The 13,434-nt window shown below is 65.6% G+C and carries 11 protein-coding genes and 1 pseudogene; 1 reads left to right on the forward strand and 11 read right to left on the reverse strand.

Annotated elements, in window-relative coordinates; all coding sequences use genetic code 11:
- The first annotated feature begins 230 nt into the window (after window positions 1–230).
- Window positions 231–1,451 (forward strand): hypothetical protein, encoded by a 1,221-nt coding sequence (locus HMPREF2924_RS21740; RefSeq protein ID WP_003112913.1) that lies wholly within the window; start codon window positions 231–233, stop codon window positions 1,449–1,451.
- A gap of 61 nt (window positions 1,452–1,512) precedes the next feature.
- On the opposite strand, the gene HMPREF2924_RS21745 is transcribed toward HMPREF2924_RS21740, so the two are convergent.
- The 11 genes and pseudogenes from HMPREF2924_RS21745 to HMPREF2924_RS21795 form a co-directional block, all read right to left on the reverse strand.
- The gene (locus tag HMPREF2924_RS21745) at window positions 1,513–1,692 is read right to left on the reverse strand and encodes a PA3496 family putative envelope integrity protein (RefSeq protein ID WP_003092052.1); all 180 of its coding nucleotides are present in this window, start codon (window positions 1,690–1,692) and stop codon (window positions 1,513–1,515) included.
- A gap of 108 nt (window positions 1,693–1,800) precedes the next feature.
- Window positions 1,801–2,439, reverse strand: coding sequence for an endonuclease III (gene nth, locus HMPREF2924_RS21750; protein ID WP_003092050.1), 639 nt, complete (start codon window positions 2,437–2,439; stop codon window positions 1,801–1,803).
- A complete protein-coding gene (locus tag HMPREF2924_RS21755; RefSeq protein WP_003107418.1) occupies window positions 2,436–3,152 on the reverse strand; it encodes an electron transport complex subunit E in 717 nt (238 codons plus the stop codon). The genes nth and HMPREF2924_RS21755 overlap by 4 nt, the downstream gene beginning before the upstream one ends.
- On the reverse strand, window positions 3,145–3,789 hold the full coding sequence (rsxG, locus tag HMPREF2924_RS21760; protein ID WP_003092047.1) for an electron transport complex subunit RsxG: 645 nt from the start codon (window positions 3,787–3,789) through the stop codon (window positions 3,145–3,147). The genes HMPREF2924_RS21755 and rsxG overlap by 8 nt, the downstream gene beginning before the upstream one ends.
- Window positions 3,789–4,823 (reverse strand): RnfABCDGE type electron transport complex subunit D, encoded by a 1,035-nt coding sequence (locus HMPREF2924_RS21765; RefSeq protein WP_003130123.1) that lies wholly within the window; start codon window positions 4,821–4,823, stop codon window positions 3,789–3,791. Before HMPREF2924_RS21765 ends, rsxG begins: the two co-directional genes overlap by 1 nt.
- 2 nt (window positions 4,824–4,825) lie before the next feature.
- Complete coding sequence (rsxC, locus tag HMPREF2924_RS21770) at window positions 4,826–7,150, reverse strand: electron transport complex subunit RsxC (protein WP_003138135.1); 2,325 nt, start codon at window positions 7,148–7,150, stop codon at window positions 4,826–4,828.
- On the reverse strand, window positions 7,147–7,713 hold the full coding sequence (gene rsxB, locus HMPREF2924_RS21775; RefSeq protein WP_003092043.1) for an electron transport complex subunit RsxB: 567 nt from the start codon (window positions 7,711–7,713) through the stop codon (window positions 7,147–7,149). The genes rsxC and rsxB overlap by 4 nt, the downstream gene beginning before the upstream one ends.
- The gene (gene rsxA / locus HMPREF2924_RS21780; RefSeq protein ID WP_003092041.1) at window positions 7,710–8,294 is read right to left on the reverse strand and encodes an electron transport complex subunit RsxA; all 585 of its coding nucleotides are present in this window, start codon (window positions 8,292–8,294) and stop codon (window positions 7,710–7,712) included. Before rsxA ends, rsxB begins: the two co-directional genes overlap by 4 nt.
- Before the next feature lie 177 nt (window positions 8,295–8,471).
- The gene (locus HMPREF2924_RS21785; RefSeq protein WP_003109999.1) at window positions 8,472–9,170 is read right to left on the reverse strand and encodes a T6SS immunity protein Tli4 family protein; all 699 of its coding nucleotides are present in this window, start codon (window positions 9,168–9,170) and stop codon (window positions 8,472–8,474) included.
- 428 nt (window positions 9,171–9,598) lie between these two features.
- A complete protein-coding gene (gene pldA, locus HMPREF2924_RS21790; protein ID WP_070700638.1) occupies window positions 9,599–12,898 on the reverse strand; it encodes a phospholipase D in 3,300 nt (1,099 codons plus the stop codon).
- A 3-nt stretch (window positions 12,899–12,901) separates the two neighbouring features.
- Window positions 12,902–13,434 (reverse strand): annotated as a pseudogene (locus HMPREF2924_RS21795) (type VI secretion system tip protein VgrG); the annotation flags it as partial.

Consider the following 13,434-nt stretch of genomic DNA (forward strand, 5'->3'; position numbering starts at 1 on the left):
TATGAGATTGTTCTTGAACTGGCATGGTTAATGCTCGAAACGTTGTGCCGCATATGAAACGAAGTGCGGAGCGATAACACAACCGAGGCCGTTCCGCCGGCCGGGAAAAATAAAAAACAAGAGCAACCGGAAACCAACTATCCAAGGCCACCCGCGCTGTCGGCGAAGTTCGCCGAAGGGGTTCGGCTTGCTCGAAAAAACGCTGCCCTGGCGCACTCGTAGACGAGGTCATGATGAAAACCCATCCGCTGTTCCCCGTACTTCTTCTTTCCAGTCTTTCGGCCCTGGCCGCTTCGCCGCCGTCCGAGGCGTCGAAGACCGGCAAGCCTTTCCCGCATGTCGGCCTGCGCAGCGACGACGGGCGCAGCAGCCTGGATATCGGCGGCGCGCTGCGGGTGAACTACCGCGACGAACACTGGAAGAGCACGGAAAACAATGGCCGCCTACTGTTCGATACCTTCCGCCTGGATATCCAGGCAACCCACGAGGACTTCTTTTCCGACCTCGGCTACTGGTTCCAGGACGACGGCAAGCGGGCCATCGACCGCGGCTTCGTCGGCTATCGCTTCAGCGACCTATCCAGCCTGCAATTGGGCGCGCCGTTCAAGCCGTTCGGCCTGGAGCCCTATCCGCAGTTCGGCTGGAGCTACCACATCCCGTTCTTCCTGGGCTACGGGGTCAGCGCCGGCAGCGGCGCCAAGTACGTCTACAAGGACGCCGACTGGCATGTCCAGGCCGGCTATTTCCCACGGATGCTGCCGGGCGGTGTGCGCTATTCGCCGGAAGTCGGCCGTTATGCCGACCTGGACGACAACGCGGTCGCGGCGATTCATTCGCGGCAGGACAACGAGAAACGTGACCAGCTCAACCTGCGGGTCGCCCGTAATCTCGCCGGAGATGGCTGGAAAAGCGAGTTGGGCGCGTCGCTGGCGGCCTCGCGCCTGTACAACGCGACCACCAGGGACGATGGCCGCTACTGGGCGGCGGGGTTGCATGGTGTGCTCAACGCCGGCAACTGGACGTTCAGCGGCGAAGCCATTCGCTACGCTTTCGATCCGAAGAACCCGGCGGGCGTCAGCGACGACGTGGTACTCATGGGTACCAACGGCCTGACCCCGGCCTACCTGATGGCCGCCAGGGCCTCGGTGGCGTCCTTCAACGTCGCCTACGACGTGCCGACGCCGAACCTGGGCATGCTGAAGAAGCTGCGCTTCTACAACGACTACAGCCGCATGTTCAAGGACAAGGCCGGCTGGGACGACTCGCAGATGTATACCGCAGGGGTGCAGTTCTTCGCCTTGCCGATCATGGGCTGGCTGGACTTCACCTGGGGACGCAACGCCAATCCCTACGGCGGTGCCGAGAGCGGCACGGGCTTCAGCAGCACCAGTTCGTCGCGCAGCAACGAGTGGATATTCCGCACCAACCTGAACATCGGCTACTACTTCTGAACGGCGGAAAAAACGAAGCCCCGCCAATTGCGGGGCTTGCTTGCGGTGTGGACGGCGCTGCTCACAGGTCGAAGTCGTAGTCTGACAACTGGCGCTGCAGGCGGCGTTCTTCCAGCAGGTTGTCGATGATGCGACGCTTGGTCAGGTTGGTCTTGGCCACCTCGACGCTGGTTTCCTCGCCGTCATCCTCTTCAACGCCGGCTTCGTCGTCGATCTCGAGTTCTTCTTTGGCTTTTGCCATGACATTCACTCCAACTTATGGGGTGGTAATGGCGCACCTTATAGCGACAAAGCCGTGGCTGGTAAAAAAGATTTTTTCAATCGTAAAGATAGGATTTCGAATAGTTGATCAATCGTCTGAAGTCTTGTGCTTGTATTCGCACAGGTCCTCGATCCGGCAGCTTCCGCATTGCGGCTTGCGCGCCTTGCAGACGTAGCGGCCATGCAGGATCAGCCAGTGGTGGGCATCGAGCAGGTACTCGCGCGGCACGAACTTCAGCAGTTTCTTCTCCACTTCCAGAACGTTCTTTCCCGGTGCTATGCCGGTGCGGTTGGCGACGCGGAAGATATGCGTGTCCACCGCCATGGCCAGTTGCCGGAAGGCGGTATTGAGCACCACGTTGGCGGTCTTGCGGCCAACCCCGGGCAGGGCTTCGAGGTCCTCGCGGTTGTCGGGGACCTGGCCGCCGTGCTTTTCGATGAGGATGCGGCAGGTTTCGATGACGTTCTTCGCCTTGCTGTTGTAGAGGCCGATGGTCTTGATGTACTCCGACAGCCCCTCGACGCCGAGGGCGTGGATCGCCTCGGGGGTGTTGGCCACCGGATAGAGGCGGGCGGTGGCCTTGTTCACCCCGACGTCGGTGGCCTGGGCGGAGAGGATCACCGCGATGAGCAGTTCGAAGGGGGTGGTGTAGGCCAGTTCGGTCCTTGGCTCGGGGTTGTCTTCGTGCAGTCGGCGGAAGATCTCCGCGCGCTTGGCGGCATTCATTCAATCACTCCGGTGACGCGGACGCGCTGGCGCTGGGTGGCGGGTACGTCGCCCGCCTGCACCTTGGCGCGTTCCGCCAGGCTTTCATCGATACGGTTCTTCAGGGCGATCAGCAGGCCGAGCATGATGAACGCGCCCGGCGGCAGGATCGCCAGCAGGAAGCCCTGGTACTGCGGGAACGGCTGGATCTTCCAGTCCGCCGCCGCCGGGCCGAACAGCAAGTGCATGTCGGCCAGCAGGGTACCCTGGCCGAGCAGCTCGCGCAGGCCGCCGAGGACCAGCAGGACCAGGGCGAAGCCGAGGCCCATCAGCAGTCCGTCGAAGCTGGCGCGCAGCACGCCGTTCTTCGCCGCGAAGGCCTCGGCGCGGCCGAGGATCACGCAGTTGGTGGTGATCAGCGGGATGAAGATACCGAGGACCTGGTACAGCTCGTAGGTCCAGGCCTGCATCAGCAGTTCGATGCAGGTGGTCAGCACGGCGATGATCATGACGAACGCCGGCAGCCGGATCGCCTCGCTCACCGCGCCGCGCACCAACGATACCGCGGCATTGGAGCAGGCCAGCACGAGCATGGTGGCCAGGCCCAGGCCGAGGGCGTTGACCGTCGAGTTGCTGGTGCCCAGCAGCGGGCACAGGCCGAGCAACTGGACCAGGCCCGGGTTGTTGCGCCACAGGCCGTTGCGGGCGATCTCGCGGAAATCTTGTTCACTCATGTCCGGCAGCCTCTTCGGGGGCGAGCAGGCGTTCGCGGTTGGCGTCGAAGTAGCGCAGCGCCTTGTGCACGGCGCGGACCACGGCGCGCGGGGTGACGGTGGCGCCGGCGAACTGGTCGAACGTACCGCCGTCCTTCTTCACCGCCCAGCCGGCGTCCGCCGGATCGCCCAGGCTCTTGCCGTCGAAACCGTGCACCCAGGGACTCTTGGCCAGTTCGATGCGGTCGCCGAGGCCGGGGGTTTCCTTGTGCGCGACGACCCGTACGCCGAGCAGCCGGCCCTGGGCGGTGACCCCGACCAGTAGCTGGATGGCGCCGCTGTAGCCATCCGGCGCGCTGGCCTGGAGGATCACTGCGCTGGCCTGGCCGTGCAGGCGGGCGACATAGGCCGGACGCGGCGCATCCAGGCCGAGCAGCTTCGGCGCGAAAGTTGGCACCTGGCTGTCCAGCGGATGGTTGTCGTAGCTGCCCGGCGGCAGCAGTTCCAGCAGGGCGCGGCCGCGCGCCTCGCGCTGGGCTTCGGCGATGCGCGCTTCGGTGAATTGCTGCACCAGTGCTACCAGGCCCACTCCGACCAGGGCGAAGAGCCCGAGCAGGAGGGCATTGCGCAGCATCGAACGGCGAGTCGCGGCGTCCATCAGTCGCCTGCCTTGAAGCCGCGCTCGGCCTTGCGATGGCCGTAGGTGCGCGGCCGGGTGTAGTAGTCGATGGTCGGCGCCGCCAGGTTCATCAGCAGCACGGCGAACGCCACGCCATCGGGATAGCCGCCCCAGGCGCGGATGACGTAGGTGAGGACGCCGACGCCGAGGCCGAAGACCAGCCGCCCGCGATTGCTGGTGGCGCCGGACACCGGGTCGGTGACGATGAAGAAGGCGCCGAGCATGGTCGCCCCGCTGAACAGATGGAACAGTGGCGAGCCATGGGAATCGGAGCCGGAACCATTCCAGAACAGCAGGCTCATGGCGAACAGGCCGGCGAGCATGCCCAGCGGCGCGTGCCAGGTGAACAGCCGGCGCCAGAGCAGGAACAGGCCGCCGAGGAGGAACGCCAGGTTGACCCACTCGCTGCCGGCGCCGCCGAGATGGCCGAAGGTCGGGTTGCCGGCGAACAGCTCGTCGACGGTCAGGCTGCGGTCGGTCTTCAGCACGTCGAGGGCGGTGGCGTGGGCCCAGGCGTCCGGCCGGCTAGCGAGGCCGAGGAATTCGCGGAGGCTGTCGGGCAGGCCGAGGGCGCTGTCCGGCGAGGGCCAGCGGGTCATTTCCAGGGGAAACGAGACCAGCGCCACGACGTAGCCGAGCATCGCCGGGTTGAACGGGTTCTGTCCGAGGCCGCCGTACAGGTGCTTGCCGAACACCAGGGCGAAGAAGGTCGCCACCAGGGTCAGCCACCAAGGGGCGTAGGGCGGCAGGGCGACGGCCAGCAACAGGGCGGTGACCAGCGCGCTGCCGTCCTTGAGGAACACCCCCGGCGGACGTTTGCGCAGGGCCAGCATGGCGGCCTCGCAGGCCAGCGCGACGAGGCTGGCCCAGGCCAGGTTGAGCAGGGTGCCCGGGCCGTACAGCCAGGTCAGCGTCAGCAGGCCGGGGACGCAGGCGCCGAGCACCAGGCGCATGATCGCCGGGGTACGGTTGGAGCAGCGGGCGTGGGGCGAGGTGGGGCGGGGCAGGGCCATGGTCACTCCGTACCGTGTTCGGTCAGGGCGCGCTCGGCGGCGCTCAGGCGCGCGCGGGCGGCGGCGAGTGCGGCGGGGTCGGCGTTCGCCAGGCGTTCGAGCTTCTTCAGGGCGGCGCGGGCGTAGGCCAGCTCGGTCTTCAGCTCGCGGGTGCGCGGGTCGACCGGGCGCTTGTCGATCCGCACCAGCTCCGGCGCCGGCTTGCCGCAGGCGTCCTCGGCGGCATGCAGGTCGCGCTCGGCGGCTTGCAGCTCGCCGCGCAGGCGTTCCAGCTCGCTGTCCATCACCCCGGCCTGCTCGGCCTTCTTCAAGGCCGCGCGCTTGCCGACCAGGGCGATCTTCGCCCGCTTCAGCGCCGCCTGGCCGTCGTCGCCGGGCGCCGCGGGCTTCGGCGCGTGACGCTCGAGGCGGGCCAGGGTGGCTTCGCAACGCTCGACCTCGGCGCGCAGTTCGTCGAGGGTCGCCCGCTGTTCGGCGCCGGGCGCTTCGCCGAAGGCCTTTTCCGAGCGCTTGAGCTGGGCGCGGGCCATGGCGGCCTGGGCCTTGGCCTTCTTCAGTTCGGCTTCGTCGTCGAGCGCGGCAGGCGGTGCGCTGGGTAGGTCGCGCGGCAGGCTGGCTTCGGCATCGGCCAGGGCCTTGTCGGCGGCCTCGGCGGCGGCGCGCAGTTCCGCGACCAGGCCATGCTGTTCCGGGGTGTCGTGGCTGAGCAACTGTTTCTCGGCCTTCTTCAGCGCCACCCGCGCCATGCTCGCTTCGATCTTCAGCCGTTTCAGCCGTTCGCTGCCGCTACCGGCCTGCTTGCGCGCCCTGGCCCGCTCGATCGCCGCCTGCACCGGGTCGACCGCCGTGGCGGGGGCGGCTTCCTCGCGCTCGGTCTGGGCGGCGCGCGCCCGCGCGGCCTTCTCGGCGCGTTGGGCGCGTTCTGCGGCCCGGCGTTCCTCGTCGCGGCGCAGGCGAGCCTGGCGTTGCTCGAAACGCTCGCGGGACTGTTCGGCCTTCAGCAGCTTCTGCCGCTGCTCGCGGATTTCCGCCTTGGACGCGCGGTAGTACTGCACCAAGGGAATGCTCGACGGGCAGACGTAGGCGCAGGCGCCGCATTCGATGCAATCGAACAGGTTGTGGGCGAGCAATTGCTCGTGCTCGTCGCCCAGGGCGAAGAAATGCAGTTGTTGTGGCAGCAGGCTGACGGGGCAGACCCGGGCGCAGTCGCCGCAGCGGATACAGGGCATGGCCGGCACTGGTTCCGGCAGCTCCGTGGCATCGCCGGCGAGCAGGCAGTTGCAGGTCTTGATCAGCGGCACCGAGAGATCGGGCAGGGCGAAGCCCATCATCGGCCCGCCCATCAGCACGCGTTCCAGGCGTCCCTCGGCGAGGCCGGCGAACGCCAGCAGCTCGTGCACCGGCGTGCCGATCAGCGCCTCGACGTTCATCGGCCGCTCCAGGGCGCCGCCGGCGAGGGTGGTGATCCGCGAGATCAGCGGCCGACCGAGGACGACGGCATCGTGCACGGCGGCCAGGGTGCCGACGTTCTGGCACAGGATGCCGATGTCCGCCGGCAGGCCGTCCGCCGGGACTTCCCTGCCGGTGAGCAACTGGATCAGCTGGCGCTCGCCGCCCGAGGGATAGCGGGTCGGCAGGGCGACGATGCGATAGGGCCGTTCACCGAGGGCGGCGCCGAGGGCGGCGATGGCTTCCGGCTTGTCGTCCTCGATGCCGACCAGCACCTCTTCGGGGCGCAGGATCTGCACCAGGATATCGATGCCGCTCAGCACCTGCGTGGCGCGCTCGCGCATGAGCAGGTCGTCGGCGCTGATGTAGGGCTCGCATTCGGCGCCGTTCACCACCAGCGTATGGATCTTGTCCGCCGGGCGCGCGGCGAGCTTGGCGGCGGTGGGGAAGCCGGCGCCGCCGAGACCGCCGATGCCGGCCGCGCGGATACGTTCGAGCAGCGCCAGCGGGCTTTCGGCGCGGAAGTCCGGGCAGGGATGCAGCTCGGTCCAGCGCTCCAGGCCGTCGCTGGCGATGACGATGGCCGGCGCGGGAAGACCGGAGGCATGCGGATAGGGGTGTGCGCCGATCGCCACCACGGTCCCCGAGGTCGGGGCATGCAGCGCGGCGCTGACGGTGCCGTCCGGGAGGGCGATGGTCTGGCCTTTGAGCACGGCCTGGCCGACTTCCACGCAAGGCCGCGCCGGCGCGCCCATGTGCTGGCCGAGCGGCACGATGTAGCGCTGCGCCAGCGGCGCCTGCTGGATCGGCAGGGCGGTGGAGCGCTCCTTGTTGGCCGGCAGGCAGAGGCCACCGGGGAAGGCGTGCAGGGCGCTCATGCCGCTCGCTCCCGGTCGCTGGCGATCAGTCGCGGCGACGGCTGCGGCCATTTCCAGTGGCGCACGTCGTCTGGGGTTTCGCGCATCTCGATGCAGTCCACCGGACAGGGCTCCAGGCACAGGTCGCAACCGGTGCATTCGTCGGCGATCACCGTGTGCATCAGCCGTGCGGCGCCGACGATGGCGTCCACCGGGCAGGCCTGGATGCACTTGGTGCAGCCGATGCATTCGGCCTCGCGGATGTAGGCTACCCGCGGCGGGGTTTCCTCGGCGGCGTCGAGCGGCTCGGGCTCCAGGTCGAGCAGGTCGGCGAGGGCGCGGATGGTCGCTTCGCCGCCCGGCGGGCACTTGTTGATCTTGTCGCCGGCGGCGATCGCCTCGGCGTAGGGCTTGCAGCCGGGGTAGCCACACTGGCCGCACTGGGTCTGCGGCAACAGGGCGTTGACCTGCTCGGCGACCGGGTCGCCCTGGACGCGGAAGCGCACCGCCGCATAGCCGAGCAGCGCACCGCCGGCCAGGCAGATCGGCAGCAGCGCGCCGATCGCCAGGAACACGCCGTTCATGGCCGGACCAACCCGCTGAAGCCCATGAACGCCAGCGACATCAGGCCGGCGGTGATCATGCCGATGGCCGCGCCGCGGAACGGCGCCGGCACGTCGGCGATGGCGATGCGCTCGCGCAGGGCGGCGAACAGCACCAGCACCAGGGAAAAGCCCAGCCCGGCGCCGAAGCCCTGGGTAGTGGCCTGGAGGAAGCCGTATTCAGCCTTGTTGGCGTTGAGCAGGGCGACGCCGAGGACGATGCAATTGGTGGTGATCAGCGGCAGGAAGATGCCGAGCACCCGGTACAGCAGCGGGCTGGTCTTCTTCACCAGCATCTCGGTGAACTGCACCACCACCGCGATCACCAGGATGAAGCCGATGGTGCGCAGGTACTCCAGGTCCAGCGGGCGCAGCACGTAGCGTTGCAGGATATGGCTGCACATCGCCGCCAGGGTCAGGACGAAGGTGGTGGCGAGGGACAGGCCGATGGCCGTCTCGATCTTCCGCGACACGCCCATGAACGGGCACAGGCCGAGGAACTGCACCAGGACAAAGTTGTTGACCAGGATGGCACTGACCAGGATCAGGGCGAGTTCAGTCATACGCGAAGCATTCGTTGCAGGGCCGGGGCCGTCGGGGAAATCCCCTATTATCGGGTGGGATTGCCCTGCAAGGCTAGCGTACCTTCGCAGTTTGGCATGGCAACCCAGTCAGTCGCAGGCGCCGCCAGGACCCATGGTCCATGGCGGAGGCTCGTGCAAGTGCCCGCGATGTGGGTTTCAGCGCGCCAGCCGCTGCTCGATGCTTTGGCTCAGGGCCTTCAGGCGGGGCAGTACTTCTTCGGGGGGCGGGGTGTAGTCGGTGAGGTCGTCGGTGCCTTTCTGGAAGGTCTGCACCTGGATCGCTACCAGCGGATCGAGGGTGCCGCCTGTATGGGCCAGGCCGAACCAGGCGCGTTCCCGTTCGCCGGAGTCGGGGCGCGGGTCGAGGCGCCAGCCTTCGAAGGCGGCCAGGCGCTTGCCGATGTGGAGGCTGTCGAGCAGCGCGCTTTTTTTCCATTTCTGCCGGTCGTAGCCGGGACGGAAGTCGCTGTCGTAGAGGCCGCTGGTGGGACGGGTCTGCCAGGGATCGTTGGCCGAGGCGGTGAGCAGGCTGAAGATCACGTTGGGCGTGCGGGTGAAACGCAGGCTGTTCTTCAGTTCGTAGGCGGTCTTGCCGTCGTCGGCGATAAAGCCGTAGGGGAAGCAGATGCCCGGTTCGTTCGGCACTTCGTAAAGCTCGCGGGTGCGGAAACGGGCGATTAGGTCCTTGATGCGCTGGGCGGAGTTCTCGGTCGGCTTGGAGAAGGTGAAGTAATAGACCCGCTGGTTGCGCCAGAGCAGGACATGGAAGGGGATATTCTTGCTGCCAAGGATATGGGAGTCGGGGATGCCGAGATCGTGTTCGTAGATCTTGGCGAGAGGAATCTTGGCCTCCATTTCTGCGATTCCTTTTTTTATCCGTTCAATACTTTTCTCTTCGCTCTTGTTTTTTTGGAGCGTACTTATTGCTTTCTTATCTAGTTTTATGTTTTCTCTAAGATGGTCTTGGTATATTTCTGCTGTTCCTTTTATGTAGTTTGAGGCGTTATGGAATTCATTTTTATCAACCTTTTCGGAAACGTAAAAAATCATACTGTCGTAGTCATAGCTGCCGTTGTCACCTACGGCGGTCACCTCGGCGGTAAAGTTATGCCCCCCCCCTTTGGATATCTGCCAGACTCGTGAGGCATCATAAGTTGCCCACTCCATCTCCTCCGGTATCTCGAAGGTCATTCGACCCAGACACTCCTGGTATTTACTTGAGGGGGCTTCTGCCCAAGTTATATTCGAGCTGCTCAATAGGATAAGACCCATCAAAACCCTTTTCATGTGCGATGCTTTCCTTGTGCCGAGCTATCTCCATTCATGGCGACCTGGGTGGGAAGCGATCTGCTGTCCTGATGTGCCAGGATGCTTAGATTCAAGCCAGAATCATTGCGCTCACCACGGGTCCAACTGGTTGGTAGAGCCGTGATGAAACCGGAAACCCCGTTGGGTGGTGGGAAGGTTTTCACCGAAGTGAGATTAGATGAGCGCCAGAAGATTTCCTGATATGGCATCGGCTCCATCAGTTGTCCGCCCGCCCTTAACTCGCCAGGTTTTCTGTATGCCCAGGTTGGCCATATGGAGGCGGGAAATCCGTCCTCAAATCCTTTAGGCGGCTCTGGAGTCAGTTGCAGTTGAGTCTGGCTGATATTTTGGGGAATAAAATTGAAAGTCCGTTCATAGGCACGAGTATTCTCCTTGGCTAATGTTTGTATAGCTTCCCAGGCCTCTTGAGCCGCCGGGATGGACAGATAAGCACTCAACTCGCTGGCCGGCTTGACGAAACCGCCTGGCCCCTGGCTCAAGCCAAAATGCTTCTTCCACAAATTCACCCGCAACTGGTGGATGGCCTTGCCGACGATGGCGTCGTTCTTGCCGTCCAGCCTGACCGTCAGCGGCTCGCTGTCGCGCACCATCACCGCCAGCTCGGAGTCGCGCTCGCCTTGCAGGCTGCGGTCGTTGATATTGGCGCTGCCGAGGATGGCCACCCGGTCGTCGGCGATCAGCAGCTTGCTGTGCACGTAGATCTGTTCGGTGACCACCCGCCCGCCGAGCACCGCCCAGGTGCGCAGGTTGAGCAGGGTCAGGTAGCGGCTCCAGTCCTGCTGTTCGTAGACCGGGCGACCGCGAGCGTCCTTGCGCTCGATGATTTCCCGGGCCTGGGCCGGGTCGGACTTGCCTTCCAGGGCCTTGAGCGCCATCTGCCGCTGAATGCGCTTGACCAGGCTCTGTTCGCCGAACACCAGGCTCTGCTGGGTCAGGTGCACCTGGTGCATGATGTTCGGCACGTTCAGCGCGCCCTCCGGGTGCACCGGCAGGACCAGGTAGACGTGGAACGGGTGCTCGCGCTGGATGGCCCGTTCGATGCGCCGCGCCAGGGCTTCGCCGATCTCGTTGAGCAGGCCGTGCTGGGCCTCGCCGAGCTTGTGGGTGAGCCAGCCCTGGGCGTTCACGCCCCACATGGCGAGCATCGACTTGAGGAACTGGCGGGCCTCGGTGCCAGGCTCCTGGGCGATCTTCTCCACTTCGGCCCAGTCCAGCAGCCAGAGGTCGCGCTGCTCCAGGGCTTCCTCCAAGCGTATCCGGACGACGAAGTCGCGTCGCAGGCTGCCAACGTCGCGCAGACTGGCCATGGGGCCTGAAAGGGGCAGATCCTTGAAAACTTCGCCTTCCTTGCCGAACTCGCTCTGGAAGAACTGGTTCTCGATATAGATGAACTGCTGCGCCCCGGAAATCGCCAGGAGCATGGCGTCCTTGCAGTTGCTCTGGACTCCTTCGGTGGAGACGCCGACCTGCAAGGGCAGGTTCACTCCCGCGCCGAGGCGGCCGGCCTGCTCCTGTTCGAGCATGCGCGCCGCGGCGCTGCGCAGTACCTGTACGGTCATGCCGCCGCGGCGCACCTCCGGCTCTTGCGGCAACTGTTCCGGCGCGTTGATCCAGCAGGGCGTGGGTGGGTCCAGTTCGGGCCGGAGGTTGCGCTTCTCGTCCAGGTAGTTCTCCAATCCCGCGGCGGCGGCCAGGCTGTTCAGCCACTTCATCACGGCTTCCAGGGCGCTGCGTACCAGCGCCGTATCCTGTAGCGCCGGCGTCTTGGCCAGGTAGGCCTGCTGGCCGTTCCAGCGGTCGATGAAGTTGCGCGCCAGGTCGTACACCGACGGCCCTTCGATGCGGCAATGCACATCCTGCCAGGGCATGCGCGGCTGGTCGGCGGCCAGCCGGGCGTTGTCCGGCGAGGCCAATGGCTGAGGCGCTTCGTCCAGGTAGCGATAGGGTTGCTGGTGGCCTCCGGCGCGGGCCTGCAACAGCCTGTGGAGTGTCCAGAACAGCGAGCCGGCCAACTCGCCGGCCTTGCCGCTCAGGTTCTGCGGGATATCTTCGAAGCCCTTGCCGCTGATCAGGGTCAGGACCTGGCCCAGTTCGGTTTCGCTCATCCACTGGTTGATCAGGAGCAGGCTCTTGATCCGCAGGGCTTCCGGCAGGTTGAGCGCGGCCGTGCGCAGTTCCTCCAGCCAGGCGCGCAGGCGGCGTTCGAGTTCAGGCTCGATGGGCAGGGCGTCGAGGTTGTCGGCGATCAGGTTGGCAATGGCGCGGATGCTGCTGGCGACCATCTGCCGCCTGAGCGCATCGAGCCGTTCGAAGCCTTCGTCCAGGCCTTCTTTCGAGCTGTTGTAGGCGCGGCCGAGCCATTGCAGGGAGGGCAGCATCGGGCTGCGGAACAGGTCGGAAAGGTAGGCGGCGCCGTTGAGGGCGCGGGCGCGGCTGGGTGCGAGGGGAATGCTCAGCAGCGGTTCGTCGCTGGCGGCGATGTGCGGGAAGGGCGACAGGCGAAGGGTGGGCGCATGCAGCGTCAGGCTGGCGAGCGGCCTGGAAAGGTCGAACAGGGTGGCCATCATCAGGCCCATGGAGCTGACGTGTTCGTCCTCCGCCATCCAGCCAAGATGCGGTAGGCCGGGATTATAGGCGTCGTTGCCCCGGCGCCCGGAGGCGTCGAGGCTGAAATCGTTGTCGTCGCGACGGCCATAGGCAAGGTCGATCCCGCCGACATAGCCGATGCGGTTGTCGATCACCACGGATTTCTGGTGGTGGGAGAAGGCGACGCCCAGTCCCTGCATGTCGCTCTGCTGGATCGCCGGCGTACAGAAGGCGCGCGCGCCGCCCTCGAGTCCGGCGTTGAGCTGGAACACCGCGAGCATGGTTTCGAAGTCATAGGTGCCGAGGCTGCCGGAAGGGCTGAGCCAGGGCATCACGTAGACCTTCAGCGCGGGCGAGCGCTCCAGCGCCTGGCGCAGGCACTGCCAGAGGCTGCGGCGGCCGTCGAGGAGGACGTCGTAGTTGACCTGCCAGCCGGTGATGAAGATGCTCGAACTGGCGCTGTCGAGGGCGCTGGCCAGGTCGCTGAAGTAGTCCCGGCCGGTGGTGAAGAAGCGGACCCGGTTACCGGCCCGCTTTTCGGAAAAGAGGTTGGACCCCTTGATGAAACAGCCCGGTGCGGAAATGGCTACGCAGGGGCTGCCATCCTGCTGGTTGATCTGGTTGAGTTCCTTTTCGTGGAGGCCGTTGTAGGGCTTCTTCTGCAACATGGATCAGTCCTTGGCCAGTAGGTGGGAATAAAGGTCGCCTTCGCAGCAACTGTCGAGCTTGCCGCGCTGGTGTTCGAGCGGGGTGGGCGCGCGCTGGCCGCCCAGGGTGTCATGGAAGTCCAGCGCGCCCAGCGCGTGGCGCGTGGCGTCCCAACCCTCACGCTCCCGATGCGGACGGATGCCTATTCGTTGCCCCGGATACACCAGCCAGACATCGCCAGGCGCACGCTCGCAGGCGTTCGATAGCTGACGCTGTTGAGTGTCGTCCAGCACCAACCGTCCCTTCTCGTCGCTCTCGCCTTCCAATACCAGGTTGTGCTCCTTACCCTGGACGATGCGCCAGGGCGTATGAATCAAGGGGAATCCTTCGTCTCCGGGAATATCCTGCAAACGGATATCGAAGCGGTATTCGCCGTTCTGCTTCGGATCGCTGGCGTGGAGACCGGCGTTGGCGGGTTGTAGCGGGCGTCCTGCGACATCGGCGTCCGCCGCCCCCGGCGTCAACGGCATCTTGATCGCGATCCCCGAGCCGCTTC

Origin of the sequence: Pseudomonas sp. HMSC063H08, from assembly GCF_001813645.1 — a bacterium.
Lineage (GTDB): Bacteria > Pseudomonadota > Gammaproteobacteria > Pseudomonadales > Pseudomonadaceae > Pseudomonas > Pseudomonas aeruginosa.